The sequence below is a fragment of the Pseudoalteromonas sp. SANK 73390 genome (assembly GCF_054966645.1).
In genome coordinates this window covers 19,409-34,203 of sequence record NZ_ARPN01000076.1, presented here as the reverse complement: position 1 = coordinate 34,203, position 14,795 = coordinate 19,409, and the positions used below count along the sequence as shown (strand labels likewise).

Sequence of the window (14,795 nt, the reverse complement as noted above, 5' to 3'; positions counted from 1 at the left end):
CAATGCTGCATAATAGTCTATGTCAGTTGCGAATGACAAAGTAGTGGAATCCTTTGGTTGAAGTCTTTGGGCAGCGCCATTCGGGCATTTTTTCTACGTTATCATCTGGCTTACATGGAGTAACTATGCGACGCAAGTTCGCCTGAACTGGGAGAGTCGACAACTGGTATTTGCCAATGTGGCATAAGATAAAGTAATCCCCCCAATGCCAATATTAATAGGCAAAAACAAAATGCCAGCATCAACTGCCATACCGAATAAGCTCAGTATCCAATGCGTATCATGTTTAGCCCAGTTACTTATATTTGCAGTAGGCATATTTGCTGAGGAAATATCAGGAGAGTGACTCATACCTCAGAGCAAGATCACGAACTTTACCTTGACTTAAAAGTATGATCTTATATGTCTTTTTAGGTTGTTACTTTTATGTCTGATCCTCTTTTTCTAGAATATTTTGAATCAATTGATGACCCTCGCCAACAAGATAAAGTCGTTCACAAGTTCTTTGATATCATATTCTTAACTGTGAGTGCTGTTATTTCAGGATGCCAAGGTTGGGAAGATATAGAAGACTTTGGACATGATCGACTCGATTGGCTTAGAAAGTTTGTACCGTTTAAAAATGGCATTCCTCGTCACGATACGATTGCTAGAGTCATTAGCCGTATAGACATAACACAATTTCAAGATTCATTTTCATCTTGGATGAAAACGTGTTGTAAGCTTACTCATGGCGAAGTAATTGCCTTAGATGGGAAACGATTAAAAGGCTCATTTACTCAAGCTGATAGGCGTGATGCACTATTTATGGTGAGTGCTTTAGCGTGTGAAAACGGCGTCGTCTTGGGACAAGCCCCAGTTGATAAAAAGTCTAATGAAATAAATGCGTTACCAGAGCTTTTGAGACTTTTAGAAATAAAAGGCTGTTTAGTTACGATTGATGCCATGGGGTGTCAAGAGTCGATAGCGCAAGAAATCATTGATAAAGAAGCCGATTATCTACTTGCAGTTAAGGCAAATCAAAAAGCGTTACTTAAGCAAATTGAAAGTGCTCTATTACCAAAGCTAACCGAACAAGCAAAAGATGGTGTGCTGTTTAATGAAGCCGACTACCAAAGAAATAGAGAAGAATTCCGGTGTTGTTCAGTGAGCCATGATTTAAAACAATTATCAGAAATGGTTCATTGGAAAAACGCAAAAACGATTGTTGTAATAGTGTCTTATAGAAAAGGAAAAGGCAAAATAAGCAATGAGTTAAGTTATCGCTATTACATAAGTTCAGCACATTTAACAGCAGAAGAACTGGCGGTATCAGCGCGTCAACACTGGCAAATTGAAAATGGATTACACTGGCGCTTAGATGTAGGTTTTAGAGAAGACGATTGCCGAATTAGGCGTGAAGAAGGAGCAGCGTCAGTGTTCGCAGGACTTAGGTATATCGCTTTTAATCACCTAAAAGCTGAAACGAGCTTTAAGAAAGGTATGCCCGCAAAGCAAAAGAAAGCGATGCGTAGTACAGATTACCTTGAAAAGGTCTTGAGTTTATAATGTTTTTTCATGCTCTTACCCTGGGTTTTGAGCTAAGCACACATTGATTTTTAAGGGACGTAAGTCCCTATATTCAAACCTTGCCAGCGACTTATTTGGTTTGGGAGATATTTATAATTGAATTTTTTTATTATATAAAACTATTAACGTTTATTTTAATTAAGCACTTTTCTCTTTCTTAAACGAATTGGTTAACATGGGTTTTAAATCTCTTAGCAATAATTGGCCGCTGGTGTCAAAATTAGCTGTCTTAGTTGATTTAAACCAGCCTAAGTGACATAGGAACAAAAGGGTTTCCTTTGCCTTACTAACAAACTGCTGTTCAAACTCTTCTTCTGATAATTGAGGTGTATATTGACCTTCACCGCTTAGGGTACTTGTGGTCGCATTGGGGTGATTATCACCCGTTATTAACCAGTGTGCATATGCTTTTGTTTTAGGATGTTCAAAAAACTTACTGATAACCGAAAGTGTGGGCTCACGCTCGCCTTTTTCATACTTACGATAAGATGGTACCGGTATTTCTAACATTTCCGCAAAGTTAATTTGCGATTCATCCACCGAGATCCGTAATTGTTTTAATCTTGTTGCAAAAGTATTTGACATATGACCCAATCCGATCAATTATTTTACCAGTTGACCCAGATAGGCTACATGAATTAATTCGACTTGTCTATTTGTGGTATTTAAGGGGTTGTGAACGCGATGAATTAGGTATTTATTTTCGCATTTTCACTGAGATAGGGCCGTGAAGCGTTTTAATTTTTGCCATCTAGGCAAGCGCATTTTCAGCGATAAAAACGCTAACCATTACCAGATACGGATATGTAATGAATACGATACGAAGAAATGAAAGCATGCGCAAAGCGCAAACAATGGCTGCAAGGCAATATATACCCGCTACAATCCGCAAGTTGCGACGGGAGATGAAACTAACGCAAGCCCAATTGGGTAAGAGTTTGGTCACTCCGGTTGATCAGGCAACTATTTCTAATTGGGAGTCGGGGAAAACTGAACTCACAGCATGCCAGCTATTAGATATCATGATGCTGTTTGGCCAGCCTAACTTTCTTTCGTTTATTGAACAGTCCGAATCTATAGAGCAAAGACAGTCTGCGTAGCGCCTAAAATATATAAATTAACGTTCTGCTTCAGATATAGCGGAGCGTATTGCCAAGTTCTCGTTCCCATAGCAGTTAATTAACTGCATTCCGCTGGTGAAATAGGCTTCAATAGCAGTGTGTAGTTTGTTTCACCTTTTTAATCAGTGAACGTGTATTAAGTGATTGTAAGCAGAGTGCTTTATGCCCTAAAAACCCTTAATGACTGAACGATAGCGACAATTTGCTTATTAAACGTATTGATTACAGTTTAGGTTTTGCCCGTTTAAGTCATCTAGCCTTGAAAATATCTCTCTCAAAGTTAAATCAAACCAAAGGTGCGCTGTCTATGCAAAGACAGCAAGCGATAGCGAGCCTTAGAGTGACAGTGTGGTTTTAAACCATGACTTAACAGGCTAAACTGTTTACTCTTTTGCTTTAATTGTATTTTAAATGCTTTATTTCTCAAATTTTTGCTTTGATACGCAACATCAGATTTTATATCAAGATAACCAAGTTGTTGTGCTCAGTGCTAACCAAGCAAAACTCTTGGCTTTATTTTTAGATAACCCTTCTAAATTACTCAGTAAAGATGACATTTTTAATCATGTTTGGCCTCGTAAAATAATGACCGAGCAAGTGGTGTTTCAAACTATTAGCCAACTGCGCGCTATTTTGGGTGAAGGTGCGATTAAAACTTTCCCCAAGCGCGGTTATCAATGGCAGTTATTGACCAGTGTTGAACCAAGTAATAAAGCACCCAACGGTAGCAATAAAAAACATACACTTTTCAGGCGTATCTTATACTCGCTAGTTGCATGTTTAGCACTTGTGGTTAGTGGTATTTGGTTTAATGATGCATTGATAGATAAGCAACAGATACCGAGTACGGTTCAGTCGTTTGTCAATTGGCGTTCGGTGCCCTTTTCAAGTCGCAGTGATACTATGCCAAAGCAAGAGCTTGATGCTTTGAACACAAACTTAGCGCAGCATATTTTACCTGTAAATAAGGCCTATCTAGAGGCGAACAGGCCATTAATTGGTGTTTGGCAGTTTTTTGCATCGCCTTATGTCGTATATAAAAAGTGGCTAAAAGGCGAAGCCGAGGTGTTATTTTCTGGGTTGATTTATGATTATCAGACAAACGCCCAGCAGTCGCCACAGATCGTATTAGAATATTTGGCACAAGGTCAAAGTCGCCAATGGCGAGGGTATGTGCAGGCAAGTTCCTTGCCCGCACTTTGGCAACAGGTATATCAGGCGTTACAACCACTACAAGCTTCCAACTATTTAAATCTTGCTTCTGAGGCTGCAGCAAGTGCCGAGCTTGCGTTGCTTGCCAGTCAGTTCCCTAATAATTTAGCGGTGTTACAGCAATTAATTACAAGGCAAATAGAGCAGGGAGATTATGATGCAGCTGACGCGCAAGTGGCTAACCTTAAAGCGCTTGCTCAACGCCTCTCTCAACCAACTTATATCGCTTATGCATATTGGCTTAAGGGTGAATTACTATTTAAATTAGAGCAACATGGGTTAGCTTTACAGCAGCTAGAGCAGGCACAGCAACAGTTGGACCAAATAGGTTTGCTAGCGATGCAAAGCGAGGTGAGTAAATCTCAAGCTGAAGTGATAGCAATTGAAAAAGACTTTGCACAGATACAAAACTATTTGTTTCGATCAGCAAGTCAAGCTCGTATAGCAAATCGGCCAACGCAAGAGGTACGTGCCTATACTTTGTTGTCAATTAGAGCGTCTAAGCTTAAGTTAAATAAAGAAAAATACGAGTATTTAAGACAGGCTGAAACACTGATTAATGATTACCAGTTAGATGCATCTCATAAAATGTTAACTGACTACCACTGGGCATTATTTGCTGAGCAAAAAGCCGATAAAATTACATATTATAACCGTGTATTAAGTCGTCCAGTCACCCCTAGTAATTTTTGGGTTTTCACCAGTGTTAGCGAGCAACGAATTCATTATGCCATTGAGGATAAAGATTGGACGTTAGCGAAAAGCATTGCGAATAAAGTCGGGGAGCCAGCTCGTCAATCATTTTTATTGGCGCAGATATATGTGGCAAATCGGCAAATTGAATTGGCTATTCAACATGCTGAAAATGCATTTAATTTGGCTCGTACTCAAGGCATAGATTGGATTGGACTTGATATGGCTTTGATGTTGCTAGAATTAAACAAAAATGATGAGAACCCAGCTTTGGTAATGTTGTGTAAGCGGTTTATTAATAATACCGCTTCTTCTTGGTGGGTGGCGAAGCATCAGCTGCGTTTAGAAAAGGTAGGAATTATAGTTAACCCCTACCCAGAATCGCCTTAAATTTTATGTGTGGCAACAGGTTAAAGTGTACTTATGATAAACCAATTAAGTGCCATCAGAGGTGCCTGACCCTTGACTGACAATTGATGTTGTCCTTTAGGTAAGTCAATCAATATGTTGTCTATGGTTTGCCAACTACGCTCCCCTGTGAGCTCGGCCTTTGTTAATAGTTTGTCACCTAACCAAAATTCAAGGTGTTGTGTGCTACCAGGATGAAATACGCGTGCTTGAAGCTTATACATTTTCGATGTGGGCACTTTAACGGTATAATGTGCGCTGTGTTTGCTAAGCGCTGCAAACACTCGATCGTCTTTTTCTTCCCAGCCGCTTAAACTTACTTTTATATTGGGTGCAGATGAAAAAGCTTCACCTTCGATTTTTGCCGGTAACTGATGTATTGTGCTTATGCCGCTATCAACGAAGTCGCTCGCTATGCTTTCAGTATTACTTAATATCGCAGAAACTGCGTAGCGCATGTTACGTTCAAGCGGCTTGGGGTCTGTGAAAGTCGGTTGTTTAAGATTGCTAGCGATATGTTGTTGTGTGAGCGTTATTGGATCTTGCCTATATACGTTGAAGCTAACTTTTTGGTTTGTAATGGGGTATTGCCATTGCAGGGTAACAGCTTCATGAGATGATGAAACAACTTCTAGCCCTTTAGGTGTGGTGGGGTATTGAATATTTGTTTTACGCCAATCTTTTTTGGCGTGTTCCTGAGCATGGGTAAGTAGCTTAACAAAAGTTTGATTACCTTGTTGATTAGGCAACGCTTGTCCTTGTGTATCTTGTACCAAACGAAAGCCTTCCAGCGCGGCCACAAAGTTATCGCCAATTGGCATGCGTTGGCTGCTTCTGTGTGCTTCCCAATGCCAACTCCCCCCTCTTGCTACATAGGTATCACATTGTTCTTTGGTAACAGCACTGCCATCAGTAGGCGCATTGTGGTAACTGTTTTGATAGCAATCAGCCAAGCGCTCAACTACATTACCTATCATATCGTGTATACCAAAGGGGTTGGCTTTATATAGCCCTACTACGGATGTAGTAAGTTCATGATCATTACAAGGTTCTATGGTGTAACCACTTTTGTAAGAAGCATCATATTGTTTGGGTGACTCATGTAACGCATATACGTCTGATAAATTAGCATACTCGCATGACTTGCCACTGAGGGGTTCGTCGCCATAAAAATAGCGGGTATAGGTTCCTCCTCTTAGTGCATACTCCCATTCAGCTTCAGTGGGTAAACGATATTGTTTTCCCGACTGTTGTGATAACCATTTTGCATAAGCAATAGCGTCTTTTCTGGTGATACAAACAACAGGGTGGAATTCGCTATGTGCGTAAATGTTGTTATCCCAGCTACCGTCACTTTTACCGCTGCCAAACCACTTATCGCCGATACGATGTGTACAGTCTTGTGGCGCTTGATAGTGGGTGGCTTCAATAAACTTTCTAAACTCGGCGATAGTGACTTCATATTTAGCCATTTGAAAAGCGGGCATTGAGACTTTATGTGCTGGTTTTTCGTTATCTTGGCCACGGTCACTGCCCATGTAAAAATCTCCAGTAGGAATAGCAATCATAGGGGGCTCTATGTATGCGGCAGTTATTTTTTGACCAGCGACTGCATTAGTGTGGCTTAGTATTACACTGCTTAGCAGTGATAGTGTGGACAGCGGGAAAAGCAAATTATGGTATTGCATGGTTATTCCTCTTGTTTGATTGACGCTGTCACCATGCAACTAGGCTACTATTTCAGTCTTATAAAAAACCTATAAATATTTAGGAATAGTTTTTTAATATGCATAAGTTGTTGATTTATTTGCTTAAATTTAAGTCGTGCTTTTAATAATAGTGATTGGTAAGTTGTGAGGAAAGATAACAGGAATATCATACTAACGTCAGGACAACCGTATGAATGCTTTTTACTTACTTTTCAAGTCAGCAGTGAGTCGCTCTTCCAAGTGCTGCGTTTTTATCCATGCCTTTTCTGTTTCTTGGGAACACTGAATTTAAACAGATCCCGCCTCAACATAGTTAATGCCAGTTGTTTTAGAGCTGCAAGCTATTACAGCACACAGAGACAAACATCAGGTCATAAGTAAAGTATTGTTTTTGAGATTGCTGAAGTGTGTGTTGAGGGCTTCAATAAACTGAAACGTGCTCAAAAAGAGTGTACAAAATCATAGCATACAAGATGAATCAAATTTACTTAATGCTACTCAAAATATATTTGCTGTCTTGCCCTGATATTTAGGTAAATAACCTGAGTTATTTATAAAAAGAACGAGGTGAAAACATACTCTTGCATGATGAAAGTTTGTTTATATTTTATGCTTATTTAACAAAAAAAACACAAATGGACCTGTTTTGTGTAATTAGCTATGTTAATTTTTTGTATTCTGTGTCATATTTAAAGGCATCTAAGGCAGTGATGGATATTGGGTCACTGTTAATAATATTATTCTGGTTAACATGGAATGAAAAAATGACCTATGCAGCACAAAAAGTAGCAGCATTGCTGAACTTTAATTCAGCATTTTTGCAAAAAAATGCCATTCAATGGTTTGTATTGAGTATGGTGATTGTGCTGTCTTCTTGCGGTAGCAGCAGAATATATCAGGGTAAGGAACTGGCTATTGCATATCTAAATAACTCAAATGTATTACATGGTTACAAAGAGCAAAAAGTCACCTCGCATCAAGTAAGGATTAGCTATCAACTAAATAACTCAACAAAAGTAAGTGGTATGGGCGTGCCTATAACGGAGCGTTTAATTGCAACGGCAGATCATGTGGTGCAAAACTTAGCTGTTGGGCAACAAGTTAATGTACAGATAGGTGCATTGGGTAAATTGTCGAAGCCTTTGACTGCACAATTAGTGATGCGCTTGCCAGATAAGGATGTGGCATATATTAAATTGAGCCAGCCCGGGCTGCCCGAAAGTAGTGTACCTAAGTGGTGTGATAGTCAACAGCTGGGTGATAAAGTGATAATGACTAAGTTATCAAGCTCCGCTAGCTTAACCGTTGCGTCTGGTACAATTTCGGGTATTTCAGATCGGCCAAGAATGACCGAACGATTTAACAAAAAGGCGGCAAAAAATGGCACCGAACCAAACGGCATGCTGGATGAGCCTATAAACTTTGTACTATTACATCGAAACATGCAGGGTGGGTTCTCAGGAGGTGCTATGTATGATGTAAAGAACAGCTGTGTTACAGGAATATCATCAATGGTTGCAAGCTTTAATGACCTAGCTCAGCCGCAGCGTTATGAGTCGGTAAAAGAGGCGTTAAATAGAAAGTATTGGTCTAATAATAGCAAAGTGCTTGCTTTTGGCATTCCTGCTAACAGAGTTCTTGAATTAGCAAAGAATAATGACTTGACTAAGGGTCTATAAAGTTGATTTATATTGTGTAATAGTTACTTTAACAGTTTAATTGATAGTTTTTAATGAAGTACCTATTTGATGAAAAAGAAATTGCCCTACAATGTGGCGATACGACCATTGCTAAAGGTCAATCCTTGCTCCAAGCTAATGTTGTTTTAAATTTAACTACATCACACAACGTTTTAAATGCACAGGTACAGGGTAGCTGTCAGTATCGTGTAGAGTGCCACTTTGCTTGATTACAGTGGTGGAGCTGTACTTGCTCTGCTGCACAAAAACAGCTTACGTGCAAACATGTGGTGGCAACAGCGCTGGCTGTGTTAACGATTGACGACCAAAAGATGACAGATATAGACCCTGAGCGGCAACAAATCGAATAGTTGTTAGCAGATAAAATTCAGCAAGAGTTAATCGCATTATTATGTATCGTTTGAGAGCAAAGGTTGCCAAATTTATCATCCCAACGCACGTTATGATCTTGTTGAAATTGATTGACTTTTAATAAAAACTGCGCAATTCGTGATTAATAGGACTGTGCCAATAATGTGATCGCTGGCCAGAGAATACGTCTGCATAACCTTTTAAATGCTCTATTAAAAAAACTTTAACGGCTGATACTTTAGCTGCTGATTTTAGATCTGAATGATAAAGCAGCCATAGGTTCCAAGTAGAAGGCTTGAGTGGAACGTCTAATCGATAAAGGGGGGCCGAGTTATCGTTATCAACCAAGCCACAAGGTAATTTTGCTAAACCCAGACCACTTCTTACGGCAGTAAAAAGTGGGCCTAGTTGATCAAACTTTGCAACCACCTTGGATGATGGAAAATAGATTGAATGCCAGTGGGGGTCAAATTCTAATTGCCATAATAGTAGCCTGTGCTCTTGGGGTAACTGCTGTAAATATGTCGCACTGGCATAAACCCCCCAATGCGAAGGGAATAGCATTTGCCCAACTAAATCACCTTGAGTGGGGGCTGGTGTAAACCTGAGCGCAATATCAGCCTCTCGGGCATATAAGTCTTTGTGCTGAGAACCCATGAGCAAGTTAACTTGGATATTCGGGTATTGAAGGTTAAATTTGTTTAATGCGGGCACCACAAAATTATTAGCCAACTCAGGTGTTAGCGCCAAGTTGACCTCGCCACTAAGTTGTTTATCTCGACCTGCTAGTTTGCGCTCAATATTAAGCTGTTGCTCTTTTAACAAGTTGATATCGGGTAAAACACTCATGCCAGCGGCTGTTAACTGATACCCTTTTGGAATGCGCTCAAACAGCTTAACCTTGAATCGTTCTTCAAATGCGTGAATACGCCGCGCAACCGTAGTGTGGTTGACGTTTAAGCGGCGTGCAGCAGCCGATAAGCTGCCCGTGTCGCTTAACGCTAAAATGTATTGATAATCGTCTTCCATGTTCATGTGTGCATTATTGCACACCTAAACTGCAAACATCACTAATTTATTTTTGTTATACATATCGTACAGTTACTGCAGTTATAAATTACTTTTAAAGGACAGAACATTATGTACACCCTATATCATTTTCCAATTAGCTGCTCAAATGTAGTCAAGATTGTACTAGAGCTGATTGATGTTGAGCATCAAGTTTGTATCGTAGATTTATTAAACGCTGAGCAAAGAACGCCTGAATTTTTGGCTTTAAATCCGTCAGGTAAAGTGCCGGTGTTAGTCGAAGGGGGTAGGGTAATGACACAAAGCGCAGCCATACTTATTCATTTATCACAGAAGTTTCCTGAAGCTAATTTAATGCCAGATTTAGCATCAGAAGAAGGGATGGAAGCATTAAAGTGGTTTGATTTGATCTCGGCAAGCTTACACGGAAACTTTGATAAGGTTATACACTCTGAGCGCATATCAAATGATTCAGATATTGTTAAAGCCAATGCCGAAGAATTAATCATAAAACAACTGGAACTAGTTGAATCGCGATTGCTTGGAAGTACATTCTTGACTGGTGAACAGCCCTCATTGGCGGACTACTATTTTGCAGTGATACTTGGCTGGAGCAAAATGTTAAGTTTTGACTTGCTTGAACGCTACCCAACATTTGCAGATTTTAAAGTAAAATTAAAAGTGGCCAGTCCGCAGTCAAACTCATTACAGGCACTTTGATTGCAATTGTATTAAATAATATTGTTGAATGTCACCCTGATAAAAGTCAGGGTGACAGAAAAACAGGATCTTAGCTTTAAAATAAGTTGCGATACGGGTAGTTTAAATGGATGCAAGGTACCCAGTTAAAATCATATTGCTTAATGGTGACAATACGGCTTGCGTAGTCGCTTCATATGAACGTTAGCTGTAAGAAGAAAAAGTAAGTTTAAACTTACTTTGAAGTCGGGGGGGGGGGAGCTGGTGAAAAAACTTGAAATATTACCAGATGATAAACAATTGGCTGCACTTTTATAAAATCAAGATAGGTAATTGAAATGGATGAAGAAGATATTAAATTAAACTTTATTAATCGCTCTAATGATTTCAATAATAGCGAAGTGGTGGTATTTCAAAAACCCGTCGAATTTGCTCCTCAAGACGAAGCTAAAATTGATTTAATGGAACAGTTAAAAGAAATATCAAAAACAATATCAGCATTGGAAAAACTACAACCAAGAATACAAACGGTTATTTCAGAGCAACAAGAGCAAGGTATATATAACCCGTCTATATCTGTTGATGATGATTTTGAGTCAGTTGTAGATATGTTAAACAAGCTACACGAGAACCTAAAAAGTACAATTTAAAAACAAGAAGTAAAAAAGGGGTCAGATTCATTGCTTCATAACTTACTTGTATATTGAAAAATAGACACAAAAAAGCCTGTTAAAGATTACTCTCTAACAGGCTTTTTTTATAACACTTTAAAGTGGTGGAGCTGGGGGGATTTGAAAGCCAGTTGGATTAGTGTTTAACCATATGAATCTTATAAGGTTAAGATTCATATTTTTATTTTCGGGGCAAATAATTACGAAAAATAGCTAGCATTTGGTTGAAAGGAGATCAGACGTAATATAGAGTGCGTTAACTTTCTATTTACGCAAGGATGTAGATTATATGCTCAAGAGCATAAAGTTAGTGAGTGAATTACCAAAAGAGCTTAGCTTCTCAGTAATACTTGTTTTTTATTTATGTTTTTAAAGTTGATTTTGAACTTTCTTAACAAAAGGTATGAACTTAAAATTAAAGAAAGGAATCATATAATGGTTCATCAATATAGAATGAAGGCCTTATTCAAAAGGGCTGAAAGAGTTTCACAACGTAAGGAAACAAGAAATGAAACTTGATTTAGAAAGCATCACAATATTTATCGCAATTTGTTCACTTTACCATTTGGCTGTCACTTGGTTTGCGCTTTCTCAACGAGAGAAGCTAGCATCTAAAGTAGATGATTATTTAGGTTCGAGTGATGTGCCTAAGAAGATTAAGCAGCAGGTCTTTGTTATGTTCGATTTAGCAATGGTACCTTTTGTATTCACTCGGATTTTTATAAAAGCCCTTAAAGGTCTGTTCGCCCCTAGCTACCTAGATGAATTTGAAACGGTTGCAGCAAATCGAGTCAATGTTAGCATAGATAAAATGTCAGAGGGCCAAAAAGAACAGTTTTTTAAAATAATATTGTCGTGCATATCTCTTTACTTTAAACGTTCACCGATTTCATCTTTTCTAGTAAGCCTCATCATTTTTATAGTGGTAACGATTGCTCTTATCTGCGATAAATTGGTGAGTACAAATTATCTACAAATATTATTTATAAAATCTAGCCAAGGGATCTTCGCTAGTAAACATACATTGGATTATACATAACAAAAAAACCGCTTTTAGCGGCTTTTTCGTGTTTGTTTTAAATCATGCTCTTTGATGTAGTTTCCATAATGTCTAAATAACATCTCGGGGCCATCATGGCCCATTTGGTCAGCTACCCACCATAAATTACAACCCTCACTAATTAACATAGTCGCGAAAGTGTGTCTTGCTTGATAAGGGTGGCGATAGCGAACGCCACTTTTTTTAAGTACGGGGATCCAAATATTTTTGCGCAGTTGTGCTGCACCTGTTAATTGTTTTCTGCTGCGTGGTTCAATAAACACATACTTGCTGTGTCCTGTAACTTCTTTTTGTGACTTGAGTGCCTCAAGCGCCAGTGGGGGCAGTTCAATAACGCGATTACCTGATGATGTCTTAGTGCCTTTGGTAATGGCCTTTTTATTTGTGGAGTCCCAAATCACAGCCTCACATACTTTGATTTCTTCATTGATCAAGTCAACATCAATCCATTGCAATGCTGCTGCCTCTGATGGCCTAATACCTGTGTAAAACAATACAGTGAGTAAATGACGTTCGGGCTGGTTTCTGCAAGCATTTAAAATTACTTCAATCTCTTTTGGTTTAAACGGGTCTACGTCTTCATGTTGGCCGCGAGTAGACACCTTTTCGACTTTATCCATATACTGATGCGGCTTTACTGAGGTACATGGGTTTAGTGGTAATACGCCGTCAACTACGGCTTCATCCATTGCTGAATTTAACACGCTTAAGCGGTTGCGCATGGTTTTTAACGAGACAGTGGAGTCTTTTACCAGTTGCTTAACATTGGCTGGGGTGAGGTTAGCGGCTTTGATATGGTGCAAAGGCGATAATGCACGAATTGCCTTTTGGTAGCCCTCAATAGTAGAAACGCTTAAACCGCGCTTTCTAGCATATTTCACGTAGTCGTTGAGGTAATCTAAAACCGTGGCCGTAGATTTTGCAGCAAACTTTTTGGCCTTGGAGGAATTTGGGAAGTAATCACCATAATTAAACTTCCCGAGCATGATCATGCGCTCAATTTCTTTTTTCAGGCCAAACGCAAAATCCCAGTCGCTTTTTAGTTCAGGGTTTAATCCTGGCAAAGCTTCACGGCAGCGTTCGTCCTGATAAAAGAACGTAATATACAGGCATTCACCAGCTTTTAATTTGCGTGTAAATACGCCGATGTATTTGTCTGTCCCGCTGCCCATTTGTTTACTTCCTCTATGTTAATCCATCTGCCTTTACTGCCTTTAGGTACATTGTAATGAACGCCCTTAACCCAGTGTTTTCGCTTTATTCGTTCGTCAATTGTGGTTTTTTCCTCACCGTATGTTTGTAGGTATATCTCTTGAGGTATCCAAGTACCGATATTTGTTGCTTTGTTTAACATTACATTCTCCTAACTGGTTTTGTTTTGCATTGATACGGAAAGTGCTTGCATGTTTCTTGGTGTGTATTATATTACACATTGCGTCAATAATATGATTCATTTATTTTGATGTGAATTTAAGATGGCTCAACTATCAAAAAATTGACCTGTTTGATATGGTTGTGTTACTTTTTTGTTTGTTATGTTAATGGTGGTAAAATGAAAGAACTTGATATTAAAATAGCTGTACTAGTTAAAGGCGGCGTTGGTGGCGGTGGAGGGGACGATGGTGACCCAAAGCGACAGGCTAACATAGTGCAAAATCAATATAGAGCTATTAGCCCGCCTTAGTGGAGTAGAATTGTGGAGTGTGTAGATAGTTCCTTTTTAAGGCTTGTTGATCAAATACATTTTATGTTCGTTCTCCTTTCTCTCGGAGTGGCCTTTACTTTAAAGGATATGCAGTGGGGGCGGTTCTCAGCAATCGTTGCATGTTTTTATTTCATATCTATTTATTTCCATTGTGAGATAAAGTTAAACGACCCCGAATTTATTTGGCGATATGTTATCTGGTCGGGACTTACATGCAGTGCAGCATTAACTGTTTATGTTTTAATGAAACGAGAGCTTGTGTATTTTAGGCAAGCATTGGCGTTTACATTTTTATCATTCACTGAAATTTTGATGCAATCATTCCGCGTGATTGATATACATTTCTTCAATGTGGAGTACAGCACAACAATATATAAAAGTGCTATGCCGACATTAAATAATTTGGTTGTGATTTGCTGCTTTATGCCGCTATTTGTTCTTGGCTATAGGATGTTACAAAAATGGATCTATCAATTGCGTTAACTATTCTTGTTTTATGTGTTTTTATTTCTGCTTGCCTAGTGGTTAATAGCATAAGGCGTATTAGAGTGAGAAGAGAGTATGTTGATGAGGCTATGGATAATATTTCAAAGCGAGTGTTTATTAAAAAAGATGATACTTTGTCTGCTCATGAAAGAGCTGCAAAGCTAATATGTGTTGATGTTGAAGCAGAGTTGATATTAAAGAAAGCCAGTAGAAATCCAGTTGATAATTATAAAACTGAATAAAGAGGAGTTTTTATGAAAACGTTGTCATCAGAGCAGTTAAAGACAATTAAAGGTGGGACAGGTGGGAGTGGTTTAGACCCTCGTATGGTGAAGATTGCTACAGGTGGAGGTGGCTTAGACACTAAAAAGGCTTAATGGAG

The 14,795-nt window shown here is 38.9% G+C and carries 16 protein-coding genes and 2 pseudogenes; 12 read left to right on the top strand and 6 right to left on the bottom strand.

Annotated features, from left to right (window positions below; translation table 11 throughout):
- Positions 1-198 precede the first annotated feature (198 nt).
- A pseudogene (locus tag SANK73390_RS10175) lies at positions 199-351 on the bottom strand (HAAAP family serine/threonine permease); the annotation flags it as partial.
- Positions 352-426: 75 nt separating this feature from the next.
- On the opposite strand from SANK73390_RS10175, the gene SANK73390_RS10170 reads away from it, so the two are divergent.
- Positions 427-1,548 carry an ISAs1 family transposase gene (locus SANK73390_RS10170; RefSeq protein WP_462765947.1) on the top strand — a complete coding sequence of 374 codons (1,122 nt, stop codon included), beginning with the start codon at positions 427-429 and terminating at the stop codon, positions 1,546-1,548.
- A gap of 159 nt (positions 1,549-1,707) precedes the next feature.
- Here SANK73390_RS10170 and SANK73390_RS10165 read toward each other — a convergent pair whose 3' ends face one another.
- Complete coding sequence (locus SANK73390_RS10165; protein WP_462765946.1) at positions 1,708-2,154, bottom strand: helix-turn-helix domain-containing protein; 447 nt, start codon at positions 2,152-2,154, stop codon at positions 1,708-1,710.
- A 224-nt stretch (positions 2,155-2,378) separates the two neighbouring features.
- On the opposite strand from SANK73390_RS10165, the gene SANK73390_RS10160 reads away from it, so the two are divergent.
- Positions 2,379-2,669, top strand: coding sequence for a helix-turn-helix domain-containing protein (locus tag SANK73390_RS10160; RefSeq protein ID WP_261593355.1), 291 nt, complete (start codon positions 2,379-2,381; stop codon positions 2,667-2,669).
- Positions 2,670-3,101: 432 nt separating this feature from the next.
- Positions 3,102-4,985 carry a winged helix-turn-helix domain-containing protein gene (locus SANK73390_RS10155; RefSeq protein ID WP_462765945.1) on the top strand — a complete coding sequence of 628 codons (1,884 nt, stop codon included), beginning with the start codon at positions 3,102-3,104 and terminating at the stop codon, positions 4,983-4,985.
- 20 nt (positions 4,986-5,005) lie between these two features.
- Here the strand turns inward: SANK73390_RS10155 and SANK73390_RS10150 are convergent, their stop codons facing one another.
- On the bottom strand, positions 5,006-6,691 hold the full coding sequence (locus tag SANK73390_RS10150) for an SUMF1/EgtB/PvdO family nonheme iron enzyme (protein ID WP_462765944.1): 1,686 nt from the start codon (positions 6,689-6,691) through the stop codon (positions 5,006-5,008).
- Positions 6,692-7,476: 785 nt separating this feature from the next.
- Between SANK73390_RS10150 and SANK73390_RS10145 the strand changes: the two genes are divergently transcribed.
- The 3 genes and pseudogenes from SANK73390_RS10145 to SANK73390_RS10135 all read left to right on the top strand — a co-directional run.
- Positions 7,477-8,391 (top strand): trypsin-like peptidase domain-containing protein, encoded by a 915-nt coding sequence (locus SANK73390_RS10145; protein ID WP_462765943.1) that lies wholly within the window; start codon positions 7,477-7,479, stop codon positions 8,389-8,391.
- A 53-nt stretch (positions 8,392-8,444) separates the two neighbouring features.
- On the top strand, positions 8,445-8,621 hold the full coding sequence (locus SANK73390_RS10140; RefSeq protein ID WP_462765942.1) for a hypothetical protein: 177 nt from the start codon (positions 8,445-8,447) through the stop codon (positions 8,619-8,621).
- Positions 8,622-8,639: 18 nt separating this feature from the next.
- A pseudogene (locus SANK73390_RS10135) lies at positions 8,640-8,762 on the top strand (hypothetical protein); the annotation flags it as partial.
- Positions 8,763-8,880: 118 nt separating this feature from the next.
- Here the strand turns inward: SANK73390_RS10135 and SANK73390_RS10130 are convergent.
- On the bottom strand, positions 8,881-9,798 hold the full coding sequence (locus SANK73390_RS10130; RefSeq protein WP_462765941.1) for a LysR family transcriptional regulator: 918 nt from the start codon (positions 9,796-9,798) through the stop codon (positions 8,881-8,883).
- Positions 9,799-9,903: 105 nt separating this feature from the next.
- On the opposite strand from SANK73390_RS10130, the gene SANK73390_RS10125 reads away from it, so the two are divergent.
- The 3 genes from SANK73390_RS10125 to SANK73390_RS10115 all read left to right on the top strand — a co-directional run bounded on the left by SANK73390_RS10125 (position 9,904) and on the right by SANK73390_RS10115 (position 12,201).
- The gene (locus SANK73390_RS10125) at positions 9,904-10,512 is read left to right on the top strand and encodes a glutathione S-transferase family protein (protein ID WP_462765940.1); all 609 of its coding nucleotides are present in this window, start codon (positions 9,904-9,906) and stop codon (positions 10,510-10,512) included.
- 317 nt (positions 10,513-10,829) lie between these two features.
- Positions 10,830-11,141, top strand: a complete 312-nt coding sequence (locus tag SANK73390_RS10120; RefSeq protein ID WP_462765939.1) for a hypothetical protein — start codon at positions 10,830-10,832, stop codon at positions 11,139-11,141.
- Positions 11,142-11,670: 529 nt separating this feature from the next.
- On the top strand, positions 11,671-12,201 hold the full coding sequence (locus SANK73390_RS10115; RefSeq protein WP_462765938.1) for a hypothetical protein: 531 nt from the start codon (positions 11,671-11,673) through the stop codon (positions 12,199-12,201).
- Between the two features lie 14 nt (positions 12,202-12,215).
- On the opposite strand, the gene SANK73390_RS10110 is transcribed toward SANK73390_RS10115, so the two are convergent.
- Both SANK73390_RS10110 and SANK73390_RS10105 read right to left on the bottom strand, forming a co-directional pair.
- Entirely contained in the window at positions 12,216-13,394 is a 1,179-nt protein-coding gene (locus SANK73390_RS10110) for a tyrosine-type recombinase/integrase (protein ID WP_462765937.1), read from the bottom strand.
- The gene (locus tag SANK73390_RS10105) at positions 13,346-13,576 is read right to left on the bottom strand and encodes a hypothetical protein (RefSeq protein ID WP_462765936.1); all 231 of its coding nucleotides are present in this window, start codon (positions 13,574-13,576) and stop codon (positions 13,346-13,348) included. The genes SANK73390_RS10110 and SANK73390_RS10105 overlap by 49 nt, the downstream gene beginning before the upstream one ends.
- Positions 13,577-13,774: 198 nt before the next feature.
- Between SANK73390_RS10105 and SANK73390_RS10100 the strand changes: the two genes are divergently transcribed.
- From SANK73390_RS10100 to SANK73390_RS10090, 3 genes are all read left to right on the top strand, one after another.
- Positions 13,775-13,906, top strand: coding sequence for a hypothetical protein (locus SANK73390_RS10100; protein WP_462765935.1), 132 nt, complete (start codon positions 13,775-13,777; stop codon positions 13,904-13,906).
- A gap of 482 nt (positions 13,907-14,388) precedes the next feature.
- Complete coding sequence (locus SANK73390_RS10095; RefSeq protein WP_462765934.1) at positions 14,389-14,655, top strand: hypothetical protein; 267 nt, start codon at positions 14,389-14,391, stop codon at positions 14,653-14,655.
- Between the two features lie 12 nt (positions 14,656-14,667).
- On the top strand, positions 14,668-14,790 hold the full coding sequence (locus SANK73390_RS10090; RefSeq protein ID WP_462765933.1) for a bacteriocin: 123 nt from the start codon (positions 14,668-14,670) through the stop codon (positions 14,788-14,790).
- The last annotated feature ends 5 nt before the right edge of the window (positions 14,791-14,795 follow it).